The 23637-nt window shown below is 33.3% G+C and carries 18 protein-coding genes and 2 rRNA genes; 17 read left to right on the forward strand and 3 right to left on the reverse strand.

Features of this window, described 5'->3' with window-relative positions:
* The first annotated feature begins 1 nt into the window (after position 1).
* The 11 genes from I6H46_RS02915 to I6H46_RS02965 all read left to right on the forward strand — a co-directional run bounded on the left by I6H46_RS02915 (position 2) and on the right by I6H46_RS02965 (position 11035).
* The gene (locus tag I6H46_RS02915; RefSeq protein WP_004839615.1) at positions 2-310 is read left to right on the forward strand and encodes an STAS domain-containing protein; all 309 of its coding nucleotides are present in this window, start codon (positions 2-4) and stop codon (positions 308-310) included.
* Positions 310-642, forward strand: a complete 333-nt coding sequence (locus I6H46_RS02920; protein WP_019118861.1) for an ATP-binding protein — start codon at positions 310-312, stop codon at positions 640-642. Before I6H46_RS02915 ends, I6H46_RS02920 begins: the two co-directional genes overlap by 1 nt.
* A gap of 2 nt (positions 643-644) precedes the next feature.
* Positions 645-1415, forward strand: coding sequence for a SigB/SigF/SigG family RNA polymerase sigma factor (locus I6H46_RS02925; RefSeq protein WP_019118862.1), 771 nt, complete (start codon positions 645-647; stop codon positions 1413-1415).
* Between the two features lie 364 nt (positions 1416-1779).
* Positions 1780-3906, forward strand: a complete 2127-nt coding sequence (locus I6H46_RS02930) for an ABC transporter substrate-binding protein (RefSeq protein WP_019118863.1) — start codon at positions 1780-1782, stop codon at positions 3904-3906.
* Positions 3907-4619: 713 nt separating this feature from the next.
* Positions 4620-5582 carry an ABC transporter permease gene (locus tag I6H46_RS02935; RefSeq protein ID WP_019118864.1) on the forward strand — a complete coding sequence of 321 codons (963 nt, stop codon included), beginning with the start codon at positions 4620-4622 and terminating at the stop codon, positions 5580-5582.
* Between the two features lies 1 nt (position 5583).
* On the forward strand, positions 5584-7485 hold the full coding sequence (locus I6H46_RS02940) for an ABC transporter permease subunit (protein WP_019118865.1): 1902 nt from the start codon (positions 5584-5586) through the stop codon (positions 7483-7485).
* Positions 7486-7493: 8 nt separating this feature from the next.
* Entirely contained in the window at positions 7494-8498 is a 1005-nt protein-coding gene (locus I6H46_RS02945) for an ABC transporter ATP-binding protein (RefSeq protein WP_019118866.1), read from the forward strand.
* Positions 8485-10101, forward strand: coding sequence for an ABC transporter ATP-binding protein (locus I6H46_RS02950; RefSeq protein ID WP_019118867.1), 1617 nt, complete (start codon positions 8485-8487; stop codon positions 10099-10101). The genes I6H46_RS02945 and I6H46_RS02950 overlap by 14 nt, the downstream gene beginning before the upstream one ends.
* Positions 10098-10286 (forward strand): hypothetical protein, encoded by a 189-nt coding sequence (locus I6H46_RS02955; protein ID WP_019118868.1) that lies wholly within the window; start codon positions 10098-10100, stop codon positions 10284-10286. The genes I6H46_RS02950 and I6H46_RS02955 overlap by 4 nt, the downstream gene beginning before the upstream one ends.
* Positions 10287-10354: 68 nt before the next feature.
* Positions 10355-10600: a glutaredoxin family protein gene (locus I6H46_RS02960; RefSeq protein WP_019118869.1), complete on the forward strand. Its 246-nt coding sequence runs from the start codon at positions 10355-10357 to the stop codon at positions 10598-10600.
* Between the two features lie 45 nt (positions 10601-10645).
* On the forward strand, positions 10646-11035 hold the full coding sequence (locus I6H46_RS02965; protein ID WP_019118870.1) for a hypothetical protein: 390 nt from the start codon (positions 10646-10648) through the stop codon (positions 11033-11035).
* A 103-nt stretch (positions 11036-11138) separates the two neighbouring features.
* Here the strand turns inward: I6H46_RS02965 and I6H46_RS10250 are convergent, their stop codons facing one another.
* A complete protein-coding gene (locus I6H46_RS10250; protein WP_019118871.1) occupies positions 11139-11627 on the reverse strand; it encodes a TM2 domain-containing protein in 489 nt (162 codons plus the stop codon).
* A 137-nt stretch (positions 11628-11764) separates the two neighbouring features.
* Here I6H46_RS10250 and I6H46_RS02975 point away from each other — a divergent pair, with 137 nt between their 5' ends.
* Positions 11765-12262: a helix-turn-helix domain-containing protein gene (locus I6H46_RS02975; protein WP_200226126.1), complete on the forward strand. Its 498-nt coding sequence runs from the start codon at positions 11765-11767 to the stop codon at positions 12260-12262.
* Between the two features lie 194 nt (positions 12263-12456).
* Here I6H46_RS02975 and ahpF read toward each other — a convergent pair whose 3' ends face one another.
* Positions 12457-13983 carry an alkyl hydroperoxide reductase subunit F gene (gene ahpF / locus I6H46_RS02980; RefSeq protein ID WP_019118873.1) on the reverse strand — a complete coding sequence of 509 codons (1527 nt, stop codon included), beginning with the start codon at positions 13981-13983 and terminating at the stop codon, positions 12457-12459.
* Positions 13983-14552 (reverse strand): alkyl hydroperoxide reductase subunit C, encoded by a 570-nt coding sequence (ahpC, locus tag I6H46_RS02985; RefSeq protein WP_019118874.1) that lies wholly within the window; start codon positions 14550-14552, stop codon positions 13983-13985. Before ahpC ends, ahpF begins: the two co-directional genes overlap by 1 nt.
* 330 nt (positions 14553-14882) lie before the next feature.
* Between ahpC and I6H46_RS02990 the strand changes: the two genes are divergently transcribed.
* From I6H46_RS02990 to I6H46_RS03010, 5 genes are all read left to right on the forward strand, one after another.
* Complete coding sequence (locus I6H46_RS02990; protein WP_019118875.1) at positions 14883-16034, forward strand: glycerate kinase family protein; 1152 nt, start codon at positions 14883-14885, stop codon at positions 16032-16034.
* Entirely contained in the window at positions 16016-16681 is a 666-nt protein-coding gene (locus I6H46_RS02995) for a rhomboid family intramembrane serine protease (RefSeq protein WP_026074091.1), read from the forward strand. The genes I6H46_RS02990 and I6H46_RS02995 overlap by 19 nt, the downstream gene beginning before the upstream one ends.
* A 28-nt stretch (positions 16682-16709) precedes the next feature.
* Positions 16710-18494 carry an oligoendopeptidase F gene (pepF, locus tag I6H46_RS03000; protein ID WP_019118877.1) on the forward strand — a complete coding sequence of 595 codons (1785 nt, stop codon included), beginning with the start codon at positions 16710-16712 and terminating at the stop codon, positions 18492-18494.
* A gap of 401 nt (positions 18495-18895) precedes the next feature.
* A 16S ribosomal RNA gene (locus I6H46_RS03005) occupies positions 18896-20422 on the forward strand.
* A gap of 143 nt (positions 20423-20565) precedes the next feature.
* Positions 20566-23630: ribosomal RNA gene (locus tag I6H46_RS03010) — 23S ribosomal RNA — on the forward strand.
* Together the 16S and 23S rRNA genes form the textbook arrangement of a ribosomal RNA operon.
* The last annotated feature ends 7 nt before the right edge of the window (positions 23631-23637 follow it).

Below are 23637 nucleotides of genomic sequence, written 5' to 3' on the forward strand. Positions count from 1 at the left end.
AATGTTTAAGGCAAATATTGAAGAAAAAAATGATCACTTATTAGTAAAACTTATTGGGGATTTAGACGTTTATTCAAAAGAAGATTTTTCTAAATTTTGCGATGAGTATTTAAAAAATACTGATACAGATTTTATAATCGATCTTGAAAAATTGGATTATATAGATTCAACAGGTCTTGGTATGTTCATAAATATATACAAAGATCAAAAAGAAAAAGATAAAAGTGTAAAAATAATTAATCCAAAAGAAAATATCAAAAAATTATTTAAAATAACAGACATAAGTGATTTATTTGAGATGGAGGAATAATGGATACCATAAGTTTAACAATTCCACCAAAAACCATTTATTTAAAATCAATGAGGCTTTTAGCAGCAAGCCTTGCAAGCGATATTGGCTTTGACATAGAAGAAGTCGAAGATATAAGAGTTGTTGTATCAGAAGCAATAAATTATAAAATGAGCGATAGAAATATAAAAATAAATTTCTATACAAAAGAAAATTTAATGAAAGTAGAAGTTATAGGAAAAGATAGGGAAATTGAAGAGGAAAATCTAAAAATCAAACAAATTATCCTTGAACAATTAGCAGACAAGGTAGAAGTTGTTGAAGATAAGATAATACTTACAAAAGAGAAATAATTATGGCAGATACAAAAGCATCTCTTGAAAGAAAAAAAGAGATCAAAGAAAAATTTGAACAATTTTATAAAACAAGGGATAAGGATCTGAGAAATGAACTTATAGAAGAACATATGTATATAGTCGACATCCTTTCCAACAAATACGTAGGAAAAGGAATCGAAAAAGATGACCTTTATCAAGTAGCATCTCTTGGCCTAATCTATGCCATTGATAGGTACGATCCATCAAAAGGATACGAATTTTCATCCTTTGCAACTCCAACAATAATGGGCGAGCTAAAAAGATATTTTAGGGACAAGGGCTGGGTAATAAGAGTTCCAAGAAGAATTCAAAATCTCTACAAAAAAATAAATGTAGCAAAAAAAATTCTTCCCCAAGAACTCCAAAGAACCCCAACTATAAAAGACATTGCAGCTTACCTTGGAGAAGATGAAGAAACAATTCTTGAAACAATAGAGGCAAGCAAGGTTTATTCCCCACAAAGTTTGGATATGAAATATCAAGTCCAAAAAGGAGAAAATTCCGTAGATTTATCCGACATGATAGGAGAAGACGACAAAAATTTTGATTCAGTAGAATTAAAAGATTTGATAGATAAGTCAACCGAAAGACTAAACGACTTAGAAAAACAAATTTTAGAATTAAGATACTACGAAGGAAGAACCCAAGTAGATATAGCAAATAAACTTTCTATCTCCCAAATGACAGTATCAAGAATAGAGAAAAAAATTCTACAAAAATTCACAATAGAAATGCAAAAAATGCAATAATAACTAGCAGTTTATCTGCTAGTTATTTTTTTGAAAATTTTTAAAAATTTAAGAAAATTTCTCAAATATTTTTTGAAAATATAATTTTTTAAATTTTATAAATTACAATTTAGTCTATTAATATGCAAATGAAGCAAAACTTATTATTTCAATAGTTTACCTTAATAAATCTAAAAAAATCTCTGATTTTTCTACAAAAAAAACTTAAAATTTTGTATAAATATAAAATTGTAAAATTTCTTAAATATTTTTTTTATTTAATTTTATTGAAATTATCAGTAACAAATGGAGTTTGACAAAAACATAAATATAAACTATAATGTATTCATATAAATCAAAAATAAAAAGAAAAGAGGAGAGAAGGATGAATGTAAAAAAAGTTTTCTCACAAGCTTTTGCGCTTGGCTTAGTTTTAACTCTTACTGCTTGTGGCGGTAGCGGAAACAAAGACAATAACGGCTCAAATGCTGGAGACAACAATGCAAGTAACGAACAAGCTAAGGATGAAGAATTTAAAAAGCAAACTAATGATGATACACTTGTAGTAGGTGTTGATTCACTTGGTGGAGAATTCATCCAAGGTTTTAATAACAGCCAAAACGACGTAAGAGCAAGAGAATTTATGGGAATCCAAGGTTCTGTTGGTTATGATACTTATGTTAAAGATAAGGGTGGAAAATATGTAGTTAATAAAACAGTTCTTGATGGAGATCCTCAAGAAAAAGAAAATGAAGATGGCTCAAAAACTTTCACTTTCAAAATTAAAAAAGATCTTAAATGGTCTGATGGTAAGCCTGTAACAGCTGATGATTATTTATTTAAAGCTCTTTTACACTCACCACAAGATTATGCTCTAATAACAGGATCTACTGAAATAGGTGGAGATTCATTAAAGGGTTACAATGACTTTAGAGAAGGAAAAACTAAAGAATTTGAAGGTGTTAAGAAAATTGATGATCATACTTTTGAAATTACACTTGATTCATCATTCTTACCATACTTTGAAGAAGAATCTTTAAAGGTAATGAACCCAAGACCAATTCATTATATAGCTCCAAACTTAACAATTGATGGATCTAAATTTGCTCTTAAAGATGGTTATAAATTATCAGACGATGATAAAAAAGCCTTTGTTGAATCACTTGATAAGCAAATTGAAACAGAAAAATCTTCTTATGATGAAGAAGTAAAAGAAGCTGGCGAAGAAGATCCAGAATACAAAAAAGAACACGAAGAGAAATTAAAAACTCTTGAAGATAAGAAAAAATCTGCTGAAAGCGGAAATGATATAGATCCTACAGAAATGCTTGTTGAACAAGCTATGCTTTTTGATGCAAATGACTACAGAAAAGCACCAAAAGTTACTTGTGGACCTTATAAATTTGTTTCATTTGAAAATAATATGGTTAAAATGGAACTTAACGACCAATATGCTGGAGATTTTGAAGGACACAAAGCTACAATTCCAAATGTAATCATTCAAGCAATAAACCCAGAAATATCTGTAGACCTTGTTAAAAATGGGGACATAGATGTATTCGAAGATGAAATGAATGGTTCAAGAATTTCTCAAATTAGAAAAGCTGCTGAAGAAAAGAAATTGCAATATGTAGCTTACGACAGAAATGGTTATGGATGTTTATCATTCTTAGATGATAGGGGACCAACTCAATACAAAGAAGTAAGACAAGCAGTAGCATTTTTAATGAACAGAGATGATTTCGTACAAAACTTTGCAGGTGGATATGCAGTAGTAACAAATGGAATGTATGGTTCAAGTCAATGGATGTATAAAGAAAGAGGAGCTGACGTAGAGGCTAAACTTACAAAATATACATTAAATGTTGATGAAGCTAATAAGAGATTAGACCAATCTCCATACAAATTTGAAAAAGACGGAAAAACTGCTTGGGATGTTAAAAAAGCAGCTGAAGAATACAAAAATAATGCTGACAAATTTGATTACTACAGATACGATGAAAATGGAAAGAAATTACAAATCAATCAATTTGGTGCAAAAGAATCAGAAATAACAACACTACTTTCAAACCAATTACCAGACAATGCTAAACAAGCAGGACTTGAATACAATGTTCAAGCAGGTGACTTTAATACTCTTCTAAACTACAGAGAAAATCCAAAAGAAGGAGATAAAGCAGAATACACAGCATTCAACATGGGACTTGGATTTGGATCACCATTTGATCCTTACTACCAATACAATAGTAAAGGAAATGACAACAAAACAAAGACAAATGATCCAAAAGTTGATAAAATCACAGAAGAATTAAGACAAGTAAAACCTGGTGATGAAAAAGCTTATCTAGATAAATGGGAAGAATTCCAAGAGTGGTACAATGATTACCTTCCAGAAATTCCACTTTATTCTAACAATATCCACTCATCAGCATCAACAAGAGTTCAAGGATTTGATGGTTTAACACCAGAATGGGCAGTATCTTGCCAAATCAACCAAATGAGTCTTAAATAAGATTTAATTAAATAAAAGACAAAAAGAAGCCATAAATTTGGCTTCTTTTTAATTGATTTAATTGATGAGTATAAAATTTCTTTTTTATTTGCTTAGTATAAAAATTAGAAAAGGAATATGATTACAAAATTTTTTGAAATTTAGAAATATAAATAGTAAAAAAACTGTAATTAATTTAAATTATTAACTTGTTTTATAAGGGGTTTTTTATTTGCTATGATTTTTTTACATTTCATAAATTTAGCTAATAGAAATCTATTTCTAGAAAATCCACAATATTTTTTTGCTTTCTAATCAAATTTATTTTTCTTTTTAATATCATTTTTTATTAATTTATATTTTTTATTTTTATTAATTCCTAAATTCATCTTTATAAATTAAAATCATTAGAGTATTAACGTATTGTAGAATAATTTTTCAATTAATATGCATTGAGATAAGTTTTTGCTCATGAATAATGAATTTTTAAAAATAAATGTCAATCTTTATAAGTTTATGACAAATTTTTCATTGACAAATATGGGTTTTTATATTAATATAATGGTTATGATATTATAAGTTTACTCTATCTAATTTTTTTATATTTATTTATAAATTTCTATAAGTAATATTTTCTTAGTCAAAATCTTTGTTGAAAATTATAAGGATTTTTAATTAATCAATGTGAGTAAAATATTAGATGGTAAGCTTAAAAACATAAGGAAGGGATGAATATGTTAAAATACATAGTAAAAAGAATCATTAATTTGATTCCTGTAGCCATAATTATATCTATTTTGGTTTTTGTACTTTCTAAATCAATGCCTGGCGATCCTGTTTTAGCTATGATGCCAAAGGATGGAAGAATGACCAAGGCTCAACAAGAACAAATGTATAAAAATCTTGAGAAACGTTATGGTTATGATAAATCGTTGCCAGAGCAATATTTTATGTGGATGGGAAGAAGTTTGAAGGGAGATTTTGGTGAATCTACTCAAGCTAAAAGACCTGTTAAGGAATATCTTTCTGAGCCACTTAAAAATACAATTTTATTAAATATAGGTTCGACTCTAGTTTCTTTTGTGCTTTCGGTGCTTATTGGAATAAGATCGGCTGTTCATAAGGGAGGATTTTTTGATAAGTTCTTCCAGGTGTTTACTCTTGTTGGAATTTCTTTGCCTACATTTTTTATAGGATTATTTTTGATATTCTTATTTGCTTTTAGGCTAGGATGGTTCCCTGCTAATGGTATGCCTAGAAATAATACTTTTGGCGAATGGGTTAAGTATTTAATCCTACCTACTTTGACTTTGACTTTTGGTTCTATGGCATCTATTTCTAGATATGTAAGAAATTCTATGCTTGATTCTTTAAATGAGGATTATATTAGAACTGCAAGGGCTAAGGGTTTAAAGGAAAAAACTGTAATTTATTCTCACGCTTTTAGAAACGCCCTAATTCCAGTTGTAACTGCTATGACTTGGGCTGTTTTATCAATGTTTTCGGGTTCTGCTATAACTGAAACTATTTTTGCATACAGGGGAATTGGAAATATTCTTATTAAATCTGTTTTAGCTCAAGATTATAATGTTATTCTTGCTTTAACTATGTTTTATGCAATTTTAACTCTTCTTGGAAACTTGATTATGGATATTGCTTATGCTCTTGTAGATCCTAGAGTAAAATTGGAGGCTTAATATGAAAGATGAATTAAATAAATCATTTAAATCTTTTGGTAGATTAGTTCTTTCTTTGTTTACTTTTGGAACTAGGGCAAATAATGAAGAAGCTGATGTAAATCTTGGAGATGTTAATCCTAAAAATGAAAATGAGTCTTTGAAGGAAGATGCCATTACTTCTCCTGGGAAAATGGCTGTAAAAAATTATTTTAGAAATCCTTTGGGAGTTATTGGTCTTCTTTTGATGCTTGGAATTATTCTAGCAGTTTTTGTTGGATCTGCATTGATTCCTTTTAATCCTTACCAATCTGAGGGTAACCTTATAAATGTTTCTGCAGGTTCTGGATATATGAAATATCCTTCTGAAATGGAGAAAGAAGGTGTAGAAAGAATTTCTGTAGGAAATACTTTTGGTGTAGGTCTTACTAAAAAGAAAAATTTCTATTATTGGGGCAAAAATAACGAAGATAATGTTATGAAAATGCCTGATGATATAAAGGAAAAACTTGATGGTAAAAAAATAAAAGATGTTGCTGCTGGAGATAGACACATTCTTGTTGCAACTGAAGATAATGAAGTTTATGGTTGGGGTAATGATTCCTTCCAACAAACAAAACTTCCACCAATGCAAGAAAGCCAAATAAAAGAAGAAGGAATCAAAAAACTTGGTGGTGGAGTTCAATATTCTGTAGTTTTAACTGAAAAAAATAATATATATGTTTGGGGTTCTACTATGAACTCAAGACTTGATCTTATTCCAAAAGAAGTTCAAGGAAAAGTTGTTGATTTTGATACAAGCGGTTCAAATATTTTGGCTGTATTAAAAGATGGCTCTACAAAACTTCTTGGTGTAAGAGGAGCTGAGGTAGATGTTGGAGCACCAGATGAAATTAAAAATAATAAGGTAAAAATTTCTAAGGTTGCCTTAACTTCAAATTCTGCGGCAGCCCTTGATCAAAATGGAAAACTTTATGTTTGGGGACCTTCAAGAGCTAATTTATCTGGAAATAATGTTCCAAAAATTAAGGGAAAAATTAAAGATATAGTTGCAGGAACAAATCATTTTACTGTCCTTGCTGAAGATGGAAAATTATATTCTTGGGGAAATAATAATTATAGCGAAGCAGATGCTCCTAGTGGAAAATATGAAAAAGTATTTTCTGGTTATTTCAACAATTATGCTGTAAGCAAGGATTCTAAAATTGATACATGGGGACTTAAAGGATTTAAATTTGGATCAGATGACCAAGGTCGTGACATTTTTACAAGATTAATTCACGGTGGAAAAATGACCATAATAATTTCTTTTGTATCAGTTCTTATCCAAGTAGTTCTTGGTGTAATTATTGGTATGGTTTCAGGTTATGCTGGCGGACGTGTTGACAATGTTTTGATGAGAATTACAGAAATTGTTCAATCATTCCCATTTTATCCATTAATTATTACACTTTCAGCTCTACTTCCAGTAAATACAAGTCAAAATACAAGACTTATGATGATAATGGTTTTACTTGGTGTTATTGGATGGACAGGAATTGCAAGGCTTGTTCGTGGACAAATTCTTGCTGAAAGAGAAAGAGATTATGTAATTGCAGCTAAAGCACTTGGTGTTACAAATTCGTCAATTCTTGTAAGACATATTTTGCCAAATATCCTATCAATAATAATTGTAAATGCAACTCTTGGATTTGCAGGAAACCTACTTACTGAAGCAGGTCTATCATTTTTAGGATTTGGTGTTCAAGAGCCAATGCCATCTTGGGGTAATATGATGACAAGTGCCCAATCATCAGATGTAATTAATATTTATTGGTGGAGATGGGTAATTCCAGCGCTTGCAGTATTTTTGGCAGCATTTTCAGTAAACTTGATTGGAGATGCCCTAAGAGATGCAATAGACCCAAGATCAAATGAGAGATAGGTGTAAAAATGAAAAATTTACTAGAAATAAATAAACTCCATACCTACTTTGAAACAAGACGTGGTCTTATAAAAGCAGTAAATGGAGTATCATGCACAATTGAAGAAGGAAAAACTTTGGGTTTGGTTGGAGAAAGTGGTTCTGGAAAAAGTCAAACTGCTATGAGTATCTTGCAACTTTTTGAGCCAAACCAAAAAATCTACAGCGGAGAAATTATTTTTGATGGTAAAAAGATTTCTGATTTTAATAGAAATCAAATGGAAAAGGTAAGGGGAAATGATATTTCTATGATTTTCCAAGAGCCAATGAGTTCCCTTAACCCAGTTTTTACAGTGGAAAAACAAATTTCAGAAGTTTTAATTCTTCACAAAAAAATGAATAAAAAAGAGGCTTCAAAAAGAGTGGAGGAATTACTTGCTCAAGTAAAAATTCCAAATCCTCACGTTGTTGCCAAACAATATCCATTTGAGCTTTCTGGTGGTATGAACCAAAGGGTTATGATTGCCATGGCCCTTGCTTGTGAGCCAAAATTATTAATTGCAGATGAGCCAACAACAGCCCTTGACGTTACAATCCAAGCTCAAATTCTAAAATTGATGAACGAATTAAAGGAAAAACAAAATACTTCAATTTTATTTATAACCCACGATTTGGGAGTAATAAATCAAATGGCAGATGAGGTTGCTGTAATGTATTGTGGACAAATAGTAGAACAATCTCCAGTTGATTATATTTTTAAACACGATATAACAGATTACAACCACCCATATACAGTTGCTCTTTTAAATTCTATTCCAGCAATTACAAGTGATAGAAATGAAAGACTCGATATTATACCTGGTTCTGTTCCACATCCACTAAACCTTCCTGATGGATGTAAATTTGCAGATAGGTGTAAATTTGCTACTGAAAAATGTAGAAAAGAAATGCCAGAGCTTGTGGCAGTAAATGAAAATCAAAAAATAAGATGCCACTTTCCAAATAGAAAGGAGAGAGAAGATGGAGAAAAATAATAAAAAGATCTTATTTAAAATAAGAAATCTTAAAAAATATTTCCCAATCAAGAAAAAATCTATCTTTTCTAGGGGAGCAAACGAATATGTCCATGCAAATGAAAATATTTCTATAGATATATTTGAAGGCGAAACTTTTGGTTTGGTTGGAGAAAGTGGTTGTGGAAAATCTACTTTTGGTAGAACAATCCTTCAAATTTATGAACAAACTGAAGGAACTACTCTTTATTACGGAACAACTCTTGATAGACTTGCCCCAGCTTATATGGGAAAAGATATTAAAGAAATTCCAAAAAAATTCCCTTCTTATGATAAGGAAGTTGAAAAACTTCATAAAATTTATGATGAACTAGAAAAAACAGAAGATGAAGAAAAAAAAGCTGAATTAAATGAAGCTGCTATGCATCAAAGAAGACTTCTCCAAGAAGATTATGAAAATATGATGAGAATAGCAGGAGGACTTCTTGCAAGCGACAATTTGTCAGAAATTTCTTCTATTCTTGATGATTATTACAAAAAAATCAAGGAAAGATCCAAAGTTTTACTAGACATTAAAAAAATTGAAGAAAAAGACGAAGTAAGGATTAGAGATAAAAAAGAATTAAAAGATGCTATCCTAAATGATCCGAAATACAAGGAACTTTTGAATAGAAAAGAAAAACTTGATAAGGAAGTTTTGGAAAAAGAGCAAAAAATATCTGCTAAAAAAGAAGAATTAAAATCAAAAGAGCTTTTTGAAAAATTTGAAAGTTTTGTAGATGATGGAATAGACCTTTCAAGACTTACAAACGAAGAAATGAGAGAGCTTAGGAAAGATCTTCAAATAATTTTCCAAGATCCTTATGGTTCTTTGGATACAAAAATGACAGTTGGAAATATAATTGGAGAAGGTGTTTTGGGCCATGGACTTTTTAAATCAAGAAGTGAAGCAGGCTACAACGAATATATCCAAGATATAATGAACCAATGTGGACTTGCTCCATATTTTATTCATAGGTATCCTCACCAATTTTCTGGTGGACAAAGACAAAGAATTGGAATTGCCAGAGCCCTTGCTTTAAATCCAAAATTTATAGTTTGCGATGAGGCAGTATCAGCTCTTGATGTTTCAATCCAATCACAAATTATAAACTTATTACAAGATTTAAAAACTGACTTAAATTTAACATATTTATTTATAACCCACGACCTTTCAGTCGTAAAATATATTTCTGATAGGATAGGAGTAATGTATTTGGGAGTTATGGTCGAGCTTTCAGATTCTGATAGGATTTTTGCAAATCCACAACACCCTTACACCAAAGCACTTTTGCAAGCAATACCAAGAACTGATGTTGATAAGGGACAAGAGCTTCAAACAATTGAAGGAGATATTCCATCAGCAGTAAGACCACCAAAGGGTTGTCGTTTCCATACAAGATGTAAATATTGCATGGATATTTGTAAACAATTTGAGCCAGAGCTTAAAGAAGTAGAAGCTGGACATTTTGTAGCTTGCCATTTGATGGATGTATCAGAAGAAACAAAAATTAAAGCCTTCGAAAAAAACGAAGAAGAAAGACTTAAAAAAGAACATGAATTAGCCGAGGAAGCTAATCTATGAAAATACCAGTAGATCCCTTCAAAAATAAAACAAAAGAAGAAATCTATGAAAAAGAAGAGCTTTTAGAAAAAGATAATCTAGAAAAAGACGATAGGCTCGCTATGTTTTTGGCAGCTATGAAAGTTTTTTTACCGCCAGTTTTATTAATACTTCTACTCTTTACATCCTTAATATTTTTCTTTTAAGATTACAAAATAAATTTAAGGGTAATAAATTAAAAGAGAAATGACAAAAGAATATGAAAGGAAGTATTATGAGTAAATTTGATTTATATTTTAAACCAGAATGTCCATATTGTTTAAAAGTTTTAAACTTTATGCATGAAAATAAAATTGTAGATTTCACATCTTACAACGTAAAAGATGGCAGAAGTGGAGAAGAAAACACAAAAGAGTTAATAGAGCTTGGTGGCAAAGATCAAATTCCATTTATGGTTTTTGGTGATAAAAAAATGTACGAATCTGATGATATAATAGAATATCTAAAAGAAAATTATTAAAATTAAGCCAGTGGGAAATCCTGCTGGTTTTTTTGTGAGGGAAAAATGAAAAAATTACAATATAAAGACGAAAAAATTTTTGAAAATGACAGAATGACCTATAAATTAGAAGGAAAGTACAATGTATTGCGTCCTAGTGGGAAATTGGTCGCAAGATTTAAAATAAAAAACTTATTTAGCCTAAGAGGAAAAAAACAAGCTGTAATAGGAAATTTAAAAATTGAAAAAATGAACGACCAAAAAATAAATGAGGCGAAAATTATAAATAGGCAAATGAAATTAATAGAAAACGGAGAAAATTTATCGTTGATAAAAGAAGATGAATTTTTGGCAAACTTTGACTTTACAAAAAACACCTTAGAAATTTATGAAGATGAAAACTTGTGTGTTGCAATATTTTTTGCCTTAAAAAAATTGGAAGAAAATAAAAAATAAGAATATAGATTGAGAAATCTACATATTTTTATAAAAAAACAAAAATCCAAACAAAAAAGGACTTTTGCAAAACTATGAATAATCATAATTTTGCAAGAGTCCTTTAAACATATATATTTCCATATTCATCAGAAGTTTTAGTAAGAGCTATTATAAATTCCACAAAGGCTATTATTGATGGGATAAAAGTCCATGAAAAAATCAAATAAGCTATACCTGTGCCGATTTTTCCAGAATAAAATTTGTGAGCTCCAATTCCTCCCAAAAAAAACGCCAAAAGCACATAAGCAACTTTATTTACAGCCCTTTTATTGTAAGAGTTTATATAATAATTATTAGTCACATTATTTTTTTCTTCAATCCTGTTTACCTTAAAATCATCTTCATCAAAATCTTCATTTAAGCTATGATTTTCAACAAAATTTTTTTCTTTGATTTTACTTACCAAATATCCATCATCTGCCTTAAAAACTTTGACCTTGTCCCCAATTTGAGGAATAAAATTCACATCAGAAAGTTTAACCCTTACAACAGATCCATCATCAAGACCTACAACTATATCATCAATTTCAATTTTTATAATTTCTCCCATAAATTTCTCCTTATTTTTTATAATTATATCATAATTTGTATAAAAAAAATAAAAAAATCATAAAATTTCCCCAAAGTTGCCCTATAGTTGCTAGCTTTTTTGAAAAACATTACTTAAAATAATATTAAGGAGGACTTATGATTGGACAAAAAATTAAAAACAAAAGAAAAGAATTGAACCTTACCCAAGAATATTTGGCAAAGGAACTAAATATATCAAGACAAGCCGTATCCAAATGGGAAAAAGAAATAAGCGAGCCATCAATGGAAAATTTGGTAAAATTGTCAGAAATTTTTGGAGTAGATATAGGATATTTTAAAAATGAAGAAGATGAATCGAAAATAGGAAAAATTTTTTGGGATTTTTTATATGCAGCTATAGGCCTTGTTTTTTATTTAATATATTATTTTGGTATTGTGGAGGGGGCTTTAGGTAGAGACGCCAAACAAATGCCATTTTTAATACTAACAATTTTTCTAGCCATATCAGTAATAGCCTTCCCCCAAGCTATAAAAGGTATGGGAGAAAAATTAGAAAAAATAGATTATTTCACATTTTCGAAATTGGTTTTGCCCATAATTTTTATAATTTCTCCCTTTATTGTTTTTTATTATATTTTTAGAAAAGAAAATTGAGCACTTTAGGATCTTTATCAAATTTAAGTAAAAAAATAATGGGGATCTTGCAAAACTATAAGAATCATTGTTCCATAGCTAGAGGCTTTTCTTAAAAGATTTTTAATAGCACCTTTCTAATTTAGGCAAAATCTTCATAGAATTTCCTCTAACAATTGGGATGATTTATTTATTTTGCAACATTCCAATATTTTTTATTTTCTTATTAAATAGTTAAAGGCTGATAGGGCTGCTGTAGCTCCTGAGCCTGCTGCTATTATTATTTGTTTATAAACGGAATTTATTGCATCACCTGCTGCAAATATTCCTTCTATATTTGTTGAACCGTCTTTTTCTACTTCGATTTCGCCCCTATCTGTGAGTTTTATCTTTCCTTCTAGCCATTCTGTGTTTGGAATTTGACCGATTTGGATAAAAACTCCGGCAAGATCTATCGTTTTTTCTTCTTTTGTATTTCTATCTATATATTCAAGACCTGTTAGTTTTTTATCTCCTAGGAGTTTTGTTGTTTGGGCAGATGTTATAACTTTTACGTTTTGAAAGGATTCTAATTTTGTTTGTAATATTTTATCTGCCTTTAATTCTGGTAAAAATTCGAGAACTGTAACGGTTTTTGCTATTGATGCAAGGTCTATTGCTGCTTCTATTCCTGAATTTCCTCCTCCTACAACTGCCACGTCTTTTCCTTTAAATAGGGGACCGTCGCAGTGGGTACAAAAAGCTACGCCCTTGTTTTTGAATTTTTCTTCTCCATCTATTCCAAGAAGTCTCCATCTTGTTCCTGTTGCAAAAATTAGACTCTTACTATTTATTTTTGCTCCATCTTCTAGGATTATATTAAATTCATCATCTTTTTTTTCGAAATCGACAGCTTTTACTCCCTCTATTATGTCTACGCCAAGATTTTCTACTTGGTTTTTGACTGATAGCATATATTTAGGTCCTTCTGTTTTTAGGATTCCTGTTATATTTTCTATATCGAGAGTTTCGTTTACTTGTCCACCAAATTCGTCTGCAACTATTGCAACTTTTAGGCCTTTTCTTGCTCCATAAATTGCAGCTGTAGCACTACTTGGTCCTGCTCCGACTATCAAGATATCGTAATCTTTGAAATTGGATAAATCTTTTTGGACTTTTTCTGCAACAAGGTCTAAAAGACTTGCCATAGTTTTTTTGCCCCCGTCAAGAAATTCTCCATTTTCAAAAATTGCTGGTACTGCCATAACATCTCTTTGTTCACATATATCTTGGTTTATTGAACCTTCAATCATTGTGTGTGAGATATTTTTGTTTAAAACTGCCATAATATTGAAAGCTTGTACAACCTCTGGGCAGTTGTGGCAGGAAAGTGAAACTATTGTTTCAAAATTTCTTTTTTCCTTTATAGATTTTATTCTTTCTTTTTCTTCGTTGGATATTTTTGGTTCGATTCCACCAACTTGTAAAAGTGCAAGAACAAATGATTCAAACTCATGTCCTAAAGGAATTCCTGCAAAAACAATTTTTCCGTGTTCAAATTCTCCATTTAGGCTAAAAGCAGGGGTGAAATTCAAATTTTCTTCTTTTATTTTTATCTTATCAGATAAAGACTCCACTTCTTCTATAAAAGATTTTAATTTTTTTGAATTTTCATCTTCATTTATCGAAAGTCCAATTGTTACATTGGACTTTAGCATTCTAAGATAAGCCTTCAGCTGATCTTTTAATTTACTGTCTAACATTAGATTTTTCCAACAAGGTCAAGTCCTGGAGTTAGTGTATCATCATCTTCAGAATTCCATTTAGCAGGACATACTTGGTCTGGATGTTTTCTTACATATTGACCAGCTTTAACTTTGTAGATATTATTTTCTGCTTTTCTTCCTATTCCACCCGCATTTATTTCTAGGGCTTGAATAACATTATCAGGGTCTATAACAAAAGTTGCTCTGTCAGCTTTTCCATCTTCTGTTAAAATATCTAAAGCTTTTGTAAGTTCTTTGTTTGAATCGCCAATCATTTTGTATTGGATTTTTCCTATAGCTTCACTTTCGTCGTGCCAAGCCTTGTGAACAAAATGTGTATCAACACTTACAGAATAAACTTCTGCTCCCATTTCTTTTAATTGCCCATATTTTTCTTGTAAATCTTCAAGCTCTGTAGGACATACAAAAGTAAAGTCTGCTGGATAAAACATTAAAACTTTCCATTTACCTTCAAGGTCCTTATCGCTAATTTTGATAAATTCATTTGTTTTTGGATCATAAGCATCCAAATTAAATTCAGGTAATTTTTTTCCTATTAATGACATAATATCCTCCATTTTTAAATAAATTACTTTATTTTAAATAAGAAACAAAGTATATGATAATTATACTCATTATAAATCTAAAATCAATATCATAAATTTCAAATAAAAATGCCCTTCCAAAATTTATGGAAAGGCAATTTTAAAAAGCCACTTATAAGTATTTAAGTGGCTCTTTGATGGGCGAAATCTTTTTTCAAAGATTTCCATGAGTTAAACAGTAAAAGTTTATTTTATAAACTTTCTATTTAATTATATCATTGAATTTACAATTGGTAAAGATAATTAATAATTTGTCCACATAGTTTGGGTATAATTTAATTGAGGTGAATTATGAATATATTATTAGCTTTGGATTCTATTAAAGATTTTGAAAATTCTATTGAGATTGGAAATTATTTCAAGGAAGAATTGGAAAGTGAAAATGTGAATAATGAGGTTAATATTCTTCCGTTTTTAGATGGGGGAATGGGGACTGTTGAAATTATGAAGGAAGTTATTGGCGGGGATTTTTCTTATGTTAATGTTCATAATCCTTTGAGCGAGGCGGTAACTTCTAGATATATTATAAAGGAAAATTTGTGCGTGATGGAGATGGCTCAGGCTTGTGGGCTTAGACTTTTGTATAAGGATAAGCTTGATGTTATGGAATCTTCTTCAATTGGTCTTGGGGAGATGATTGTTGATGGTTTAAATAATGGCTGTGAGAAATTTTTCATTGGCATTGGGGATACTGCAACTAATGATATGGGAATGGGTATGCTCTATGCTTTGGGGGTTAGGTTTTTTGATAAAAATCTTAATTCTTTAAATCCTGTTGCTAAAAATATGGTTAAGGTTGATTCTATTGATATGTCTGGTCTTGATAAGAGGATAATGGATGTTGATTTGGAGATTGCTACAAGCCAACCTCTTACTCTTTTTCAAAGAAATTCTTTTTTGGAAAAAAGACCTATTAGAAAGGGAGCAAGTCCTGATGAAATTTTAGAACTTGAAAAAGCCTGCAAGCATTTTTCTAAAAAAGTTAGTGAGGCTTTGGGTGTAAGCGAAATAGATTTTCCTTACCTTGGTGCTGGTGGCGGAGTTTCTTGGGCTCTTTATATATTTTTTAGGGCAAAAATTTCTAATTCTATGGAACTTGTTTTGTCTTTGCTTGATTTTCAAAAACTGGTTAGGGACAAAGACCTTTTAATTATTACGGAAAATGTTGATGAATTTAATGGAGAAAATTCTATTAATCTTTCTAAATTTGCTAAAAGATATAATGAAAATATAAAAATTATTTTCTTGCAAGATGAAGATTATCCAAATATGAGGGATAATCCTTATATAGATGATATTTATGAATTTAAAATAAAATCTAATCTTGAAAGGGGAGATTATGAGAAAGAAATTAGGTCTGTTGCTAGGGCTTTTATTTCTGATAATCTTTCACAGATGGAAAATAAATTTGAGAAAGAGGAGTTATGGCTAAGGGAAAAATGACAAGAATTTTAATGGGAATAAACATCCTAGTTTTTATATTGATGACTGTTACAGGTGGCAGTGAAAATATTGAAAATCTTTTGAGATTTAATGCTATGAGCAAAATCTATGTTTATTATGGCGAATGGTGGAGGCTTTTTTGCCCGATTTTCATACATATTGGGATAATACATCTTTTGATGAATATGTATTTTTTAAATAATGTTGGAGATGAATTTGAAAGTCTTTATGGTTCTACAAAATTTCTAATAATTTATTTACTTTGTGGAATAATGGGCAATTTATTTACCTACGCTTTTGGAGAAGTAACAAGCGTATCAGCTGGAGCATCAACTTCTTTGTACGGCTTATTTGGACTTGCCTTGGGGATTATGTTCAATTACAAGGACAATGAATTTTTAAGACAATTTGGCTCAAGCTTTATAGGAATTGTTGCTATAAATATAATATATTCATTTATGGTTCCAGGAATTGGAATTACAGGACACATTGGTGGGCTTTTGGGCGGATTTATTCTTGCAGGATTTTTCCCGATAATGAATATGACCTTGCCAACAAGCACAAGAATTATTTCCCTTCTAGCCTTTGTGCTAATTGCAATAGGCTTTGTATTTATAGGAAATAAATCAATGTTACAAGCCATATAAAAAATTAAACAAAATAAAAGGAGAAAAAATGGATAGAAAAGATATAGACAAGTCCCTAAAATGGGACACAGAAAAAATTTACAAAACAGACGAAGATTTCTACAAAGAAGTAGAAGAAGTAAAAAACTTAATTGAAAAAACTAAGGCATACAAAGGAAAGATTTTACAATCAGCCGATAGTCTTTACGATTTTTTAAAGACAGATGAAAAATTAGAAAGAAAATTTTCAAAACTTGGGGTATATGCCTCATTAAAATCTGACGAAGATACAAGAGTTGCAAAATATCAAGAAATGTCAAAAATAGCAGATAATTTATTTGCAAATCTTGCCCAAGAACTTTCATTTATAACACCAGAAATTTTGTCAGAAGATTATAATAAAGTACAAACATATATAGAAGAAAAAGAAGAGCTAAAAATTTACGCTCATTATTTTGAAGATTTATTTAGAAATAAAGACCACACCTTGGGCGAAAATGAAGAAAAAATTATAGCATCATTTGCAAAATTATCCCAAAATCCACAAAACACTTATATGATTTTTTCAAACGCTGACCTTAAATTTCCGAAAGTAAAAAAAGGCGATGAAGAAATTCAAATCACAGATGCAAATTTCACAAACCTAGAGCTAGATTCAAATCGTGAATTTAGAAAAGAAGTTTACGAAAAATATTATACAGTTTACAAGCAATTTGAAAATACAGCAGCCTCCCTTCTTGATGGCGAAATAACAGCAAATAACACCATAGCAAAATTAAAAAAATTCGATTCAGCAAGAAAAATGAGTCTGTTTGCAAACAACATTGATGAAAAAGTTTACGATAACTTAGTAGAAGTAATCCATGACAACATAGAAATCCACAGAGATTACACAAGTTTGAGAAAAGAAGTTTTGGGATTGGACGATTTAGGATTTCACGATATTTATTTGCCATTAGTAGAAGATTATAAGAAAACCTACACTTTTGATGAAGCGAAAGAATTAATCCTAAAAGCCCTAGCTCCACTTGGAGAAGACTACATTAAAAAAGCAAGAGAAGGCTTTGACGATAGGTGGTTTGATGTAATGGAAAACGAAGGAAAAAGATCAGGAGGATACTCATCAGGCTCCTACGATACAGAACCATACATTTTATTAAACTACAACGACTCCCTAGATTCACTTTTTACAACAGCTCACGAGTTGGGTCATTCTATGCATTCATACTACACAAGAAAAACCCAACCATATATATACGGAAACTACTCAATATTTTTGGCAGAAATAGCATCAACAACTAACGAACTTCTATTATTAAACTACATGATAGACCATGCCAAAGACGAAAAAGAAAAAGCCTATCTATTAAACCACTACGTAAATTCATTCAAATCAACAGTCTTTAGACAAACGATGTTTGCAGAATTTGAGCTAGAGGCAAACAAATTAGTAGAAAATTCAATGCCTGTAACAGCAGAAAAATTAAACCAAATCTATCACGACCTAAACGTAGACTATTTTGGCAAAGATATAGAAGTAGATAAATATATATCAACAGAATGGGCAAGAATCCCACACTTTTATATGTCCTACTACGTCTTCCAATACGCAACAGGCTTCTCATCAGCAGTAAGCCTATCAGAAAAAATCCTCCATGGAGATAAAAAAGATTTAGAAAAATATCTTAACTTCCTAAAAGCAGGAAAAAGTAAATATCCAATAGAAGTATTAAAAGATGCAGGAGTAGATATGACCAAAAAAGATTCACTCCAAAAAGCAATGGATGCTTGCAAAGAAAAATTAGAAGAATTAAAAAAATCATTAGAAAAATAAAATAAAAAGAGCCTTATAAAAGAGTAAAAATACTTTGAAATAAGGCTCTTTTAAAATGCAAAAAAATAAAAATAAAAAAATTTGACAAAGATAAAAAATCCTAGTATTATGTAAAGGCACTGTTAAAGAGCAAAGTCAAAAAGAAAAATAAAAATTGACAAAGTAATTTAAATAGTGTATTATAAATTTAATATCACTTCAAACAAACAATCTAAAAAGTAAGATTTTAATAAAAAAATTAAAAAAATGCTTGACAAGATAAAATGAACGTGGTATTATATAATAGTCGTTACAAAGTAACGGCATTGAACCTCAAAAAATATATAGAAAACTACAATAAAAGTAAAGTGAATTACTTTGAGTAAACCAAAACGAAAAATGACAAAAGTCAAGATCAAACAATAATTGAGAGTTTGATCCTGGCTCAGGATAAACGCTGGCGGCGTGCATAACACATGCAAGTCGAACGATGAAACTTAGCTGATTTCTTCGGAATGAAATTAAGTGGATTAGTGGCGAACGGGTGAGTAACACGTGAGTAACCTGCCTTACACAAGGGGATAGCCTTTGGAAACGAAGAATAATACCCTATAACGTCAAAATATCGCATGATATAGTGACCAAAGATTTATCGGTGTAAGATGGACTTGCGTCTGATTAGCTAGTTGGTGAGATAAAAGCCCACCAAGGCGACGATCAGTAGCCGGCTTGAGAGAGTGTACGGCCACATTGGGACTGAGACACGGCCCAAACTCCTACGGGAGGCAGCAGTGGGGAATTTTGCACAATGGGGGAAACCCTGATGCAGCGACGCCGCGTGATTTAGAAGGCCTTCGGGTTGTAAAAATCTTTTTTATGGGATGAAAATGACAGTACCATAAGAATAAGGTCCGGCTAAATACGTGCCAGCAGCCGCGGTAATACGTATGGACCGAGCGTTGTCCGGAATCATTGGGCGTAAAGGGTACGTAGGCGGCCTAGTAAGTTAGAAGTGAAATAATATAGCTCAACTATATAAAGCTTTTAAAACTGTTAGGCTTGAGAGATGAAAGGGAAAGTGGAATTCCTAGTGTAGCGGTGAAATGCGCAGATATTAGGAAGAATACCGGTGGCGAAGGCGACTTTCTGGTCATCATCTGACGCTGAGGTACGAAAGCGTGGGTAGCAAACAGGATTAGATACCCTGGTAGTCCACGCTGTAAACGATGAGTGTTAGGTTCTTGGAATAATCTGGGAGCCGCAGCTAACGCATTAAACACTCCGCCTGGGGAGTACGCACGCAAGTGTGAAACTCAAAGGAATTGACGGGGACCCGCACAAGCAGCGGAGCATGTGGTTTAATTCGACGCAACGCGAAGAACCTTACCAAGTCTTGACATAATACGGAGGGAATTAGAGATAGTTTCTTAAGACTTCGGTCTACTGTATTACAGGTGGTGCATGGTTGTCGTCAGCTCGTGTCGTGAGATGTTGGGTTAAGTCCCATAACGAGCGCAACCCCTATCGTTAGTTACCATCATTAAGTTGGGGACTCTAGCGATACTGCCGGTGATAAACCGGAGGAAGGTGGGGACGACGTCAAATCATCATGCCCTTTATGACTTGGGCTACACACGTGCTACAATGGCAGATACAGAGGGCAGCGAAAGAGCGATCTGAAGCGAAACTCACAAAGTCTGTCCCAGTTCGGATTGTACTCTGCAACTCGAGTACATGAAGTTGGAGTTGCTAGTAATCGCGAATCAGAATGTCGCGGTGAATGCGTTCCCGGGTCTTGTACACACCGCCCGTCACACCATGGGAGTTGGCAATACCCGAAGCCTGTGAGCGAACCTTTTAGGACGCAGCAGTCGAAGGTAGGGTCAGTAACTGGGGTGAAGTCGTAACAAGGTAGCCGTATCGGAAGGTGCGGCTGGATCACCTCCTTTCTAAGAGTAAAAAGTCGGTACGCTGACTTTTACCCAAAAGAAATTTTAAAATTAACTTCGTTAAGTTAAAAGAAGTAATTTACTTTCTATATATAAGAGGGTCAAATTGTACCTAATAAAATTAAATAGCTATAAATATTTCCAGTCAAGAAAAAAAGGGCACAAGGTGGATGCCTTGGCACATGAAGGCGAAAAAGGACGTAAGTGAACGAAAACTAGGGTAAGCTCACAAAAAGCATTGACCCCTAGGTCTCCGAATGGGGCAACCCGGTTGTGGAAGACACAATCATTACTAAGTGAATACATAGCTTAGTAAGGCGATACCCTGCGAACTGAAACATCTAAGTAGCAGGAGGAAAAGAAAGAAACATCGATTTTCTAAGTAGCGGCGAGCGAAAGGAAAAGAGCCTAACTCATTAGCGATTTGTTAAAGTTAGTCGAATTATCTGAAAAGATAAACCAAAGAAAGTGAAAGTCTTGTAGACGAAAGCATTAATAAACGAGAGGGAAAGTATCACCGGGCACGAGTAACCCGGTGTGAAGATAGGGGGCCCATCCCCTAAGGCTAAATACTAACATGTGACCGATAGTGAACAAGTACCGTGAGGGAAAGGTGAAAAGAACCCCGAAAGGGGAGTGAAATAGAACCTGAAACCTAGTGCCTACAAGCAGACAGAGCGTGAACGAACGTGATGTCGTACCTTTTGTAGAATGGGCCAGCGAGTTATTCTAAATTGCAAGGTTAATGATTTAAGATCAGAAGCCGCAGCGAAAGCGAGTCTTAATAGGGCGGAAGTAAGTTAGAATAGACCCGAAACCGGGTGATCTATCCATGGTCAGAGTGAAGTTGAAGTAAAATTCAATGGAGGCTCGAACCGGGTGCGGTTTAAAACGCATCGGATGAACTGTGGATAGGGGCGAAAAACCAAACGAACCCGGAGATAGCTGGTTCTCCTCGAAATAGCTTTAGGGCTAGCCTCTGACCTAAGATTTTAGGAGGTAGAGCACTGAATGGTCTAGGGCGGATTACCGTACCAAAACCTATCAAACTCCGAATGCCAAAAAATCAAGTCAGGGAGTCAGACTTAGGGGGATAAGCTTCTAAGTCGAAAGGGAAACAGCCCAGACCGACAGCTAAGGTCCCAAAATTTGAATTAAGTGGAAAAGGATGTGAATCTACTAAGACAACCAGGACGTTGGCTTAGAAGCAGCCATGCATTTAAAGAATGCGTAATAGCTCACTGGTCAAGTGGGTTTGCGCCGAAAATGAACGGGGCTCAAATTCAATACCGAAGCTTCGGATTAATAGAGGGATTAAGTTTACAAATGAGACTAGGAAATATTTAACAAAAACAGAAGAGATTAAAAAGAAAAACAAATTTCAGACGCAGACATAAAGATAGGATATTAAAGAAAAATATTCAAAAAAACACAAGTCTAAAGTCAAAAGTGAGTAACATAAGAAATTATGAACTAACAATCACTGGTTAAGAGTTAAAAACTAGGACTCATAGCTAAACTTAATACCTCTATTAGTGGTAGAGGAGCATTGTATTAGAGACGAAGCCAAGGCGAAAGCAAAAGTGGATCTAATACAAGAGAGAATGCTGGCATGAGTAGCGAGAAGGGATGTGAGAATCATCCCCGTCGAAACCCTAAGGACTCCTGAGCAAGGCTCGTCCCTCAGGGAAAGTCGGGACCTAAGCCAAGGCCGAAAGGCGTAGGCGATGGATAACAGGTTTATATTCCTGTACCGCTTGAAGTCGATATGAGAGAAGTGATGACGCAAAAGGATAAGCAAAGCCATCAGATGGAAAGATGGTCTAAAGCCGTAGGAAGAAAAGTAGGCAAATCCGCTTTTCACAAATTCTAAAAGCCGATAGGTATCGAAAACATAAGTAGAGAAGTTGCCGATTCCAGGTTGCCAAGAAAAGTCACTATCCAGACCAAAGCGCCCGTACCAAAACCGACACAGGTAGGGAGGTAGAGAATACCAAGACGCGCGGAAGAACCTTTGTTAAGGAACTCGGCAAAATGTCCCCGTAACTTCGGGAGAAGGGGAGCCATAGAAATATGGCCACAGAAACCAGGCCCAAGCGACTGTTTACCAAAAACACAAGTTTCTGCAAAATCGCAAGATGAAGTATAGGAGCTGACACCTGCCCGGTGCTGGAAGGTTAAGGGGAAGGCTTAGAGCAATCGAAGGCTAGAACTTAAGCCCCAGTAAACGGCGGCCGTAACTATAACGGTCCTAAGGTAGCGAAATTCCTTGTCGGGTAAGTTCCGACCCGCACGAAAGGTGTAACGATTTGGGCACTGTCTCAACAAAGGATCCGGTGAAATTGTAGTAGTCGTGAAGATGCGACTTACCCACGCTAGGACGGAAAGACCCCGTGGAGCTTTACTGTAGGCTGATATTGGATTTTGAGATTAAATGTACAGGATAGTTGGGAGACTGAGATATCTGGATGCCAATCTAGGAGGAGTCACTGGTGGGATACCAACCTTTTAATATCAAAGTTCTAACCATAGCCCTTGAATCAGGGCATGGGACATTGTCAGTTGGGCAGTTTGACTGGGGCGGTCGCCTCCTAAAAAGTAACGGAGGCGTTCAAAGGTTCGCTCAGAATGGACGGAAACCATTCGCAGAGTATAAAGGCAGAAGCGAGCTTAACTGCGAGAGCTACAACTCAAGCAGAGTCGAAAGACGGACTTAGTGATCCGGTGGTACCGCATGGAAGGGCCATCGCTCAACGGATAAAAGCTACCCCGGGGATAACAGGCTTATCTCCCCAAGAGTCCACATCGACGGGGAGGTTTGGCACCTCGATGTCGGCTCGTCTCATCCTGGGGCTGGAGTAGGTCCCAAGGGTTGGGCTGTTCGCCCATTAAAGAGGCACGCGAGCTGGGTTCAGAACGTCGTGAGACAGTTCGGTCCCTATCCAGCGTGGGCGTAAGAAATTTGAGAGGAGCTGTCCTTAGTACGAGAGGACCGGGATGGACGCACCAATGGTGTACGAGTTGTTAGGCCACTAGCATGGCTCGGTAGCTAAGTGCGGGAATGATAAGTACTGAAAGCATCTAAGTACGAAGCATGCCTCAAGATAAGATTTCTCAGAGTAGGTAAAGAAAATACCTTAGATAGGTCCAAGGTGTAAGTGCAGTAATGTATTAAGCTAATGGATACTAAACTTTAAATCTTGACTGGAAATATT

The organism is Anaerococcus obesiensis (genome assembly GCF_016599815.1).
Taxonomy (GTDB): domain Bacteria; phylum Bacillota; class Clostridia; order Tissierellales; family Peptoniphilaceae; genus Anaerococcus; species Anaerococcus vaginalis.

Coding starts and splice junctions, on each gene's coding strand:
- ahpF (WP_019118873.1), bottom strand. CDS start 13,983: ATGTTAGACAGTAAATTAAAAGATCAGCTGAAGGCTTATCTTAGAATG.
- I6H46_RS02920 (WP_019118861.1), top strand. CDS start 310: ATGGATACCATAAGTTTAACAATTCCACCAAAAACCATTTATTTAAAA.
- I6H46_RS02995 (WP_026074091.1), top strand. CDS start 16,016: ATGGCTAAGGGAAAAATGACAAGAATTTTAATGGGAATAAACATCCTA.
- I6H46_RS02935 (WP_019118864.1), top strand. CDS start 4,620: ATGTTAAAATACATAGTAAAAAGAATCATTAATTTGATTCCTGTAGCC.
- I6H46_RS02965 (WP_019118870.1), top strand. CDS start 10,646: ATGAAAAAATTACAATATAAAGACGAAAAAATTTTTGAAAATGACAGA.
- I6H46_RS02945 (WP_019118866.1), top strand. CDS start 7,494: ATGAAAAATTTACTAGAAATAAATAAACTCCATACCTACTTTGAAACA.
- I6H46_RS02915 (WP_004839615.1), top strand. CDS start 2: ATGTTTAAGGCAAATATTGAAGAAAAAAATGATCACTTATTAGTAAAA.
- I6H46_RS02990 (WP_019118875.1), top strand. CDS start 14,883: ATGAATATATTATTAGCTTTGGATTCTATTAAAGATTTTGAAAATTCT.
- I6H46_RS02940 (WP_019118865.1), top strand. CDS start 5,584: ATGAAAGATGAATTAAATAAATCATTTAAATCTTTTGGTAGATTAGTT.
- I6H46_RS10250 (WP_019118871.1), bottom strand. CDS start 11,627: ATGGGAGAAATTATAAAAATTGAAATTGATGATATAGTTGTAGGTCTT.
- I6H46_RS02930 (WP_019118863.1), top strand. CDS start 1,780: ATGAATGTAAAAAAAGTTTTCTCACAAGCTTTTGCGCTTGGCTTAGTT.
- ahpC (WP_019118874.1), bottom strand. CDS start 14,552: ATGTCATTAATAGGAAAAAAATTACCTGAATTTAATTTGGATGCTTAT.
- pepF (WP_019118877.1), top strand. CDS start 16,710: ATGGATAGAAAAGATATAGACAAGTCCCTAAAATGGGACACAGAAAAA.
- I6H46_RS02975 (WP_200226126.1), top strand. CDS start 11,765: ATGATTGGACAAAAAATTAAAAACAAAAGAAAAGAATTGAACCTTACC.
- I6H46_RS02925 (WP_019118862.1), top strand. CDS start 645: ATGGCAGATACAAAAGCATCTCTTGAAAGAAAAAAAGAGATCAAAGAA.
- I6H46_RS02955 (WP_019118868.1), top strand. CDS start 10,098: ATGAAAATACCAGTAGATCCCTTCAAAAATAAAACAAAAGAAGAAATC.
- I6H46_RS02950 (WP_019118867.1), top strand. CDS start 8,485: ATGGAGAAAAATAATAAAAAGATCTTATTTAAAATAAGAAATCTTAAA.
- I6H46_RS02960 (WP_019118869.1), top strand. CDS start 10,355: ATGAGTAAATTTGATTTATATTTTAAACCAGAATGTCCATATTGTTTA.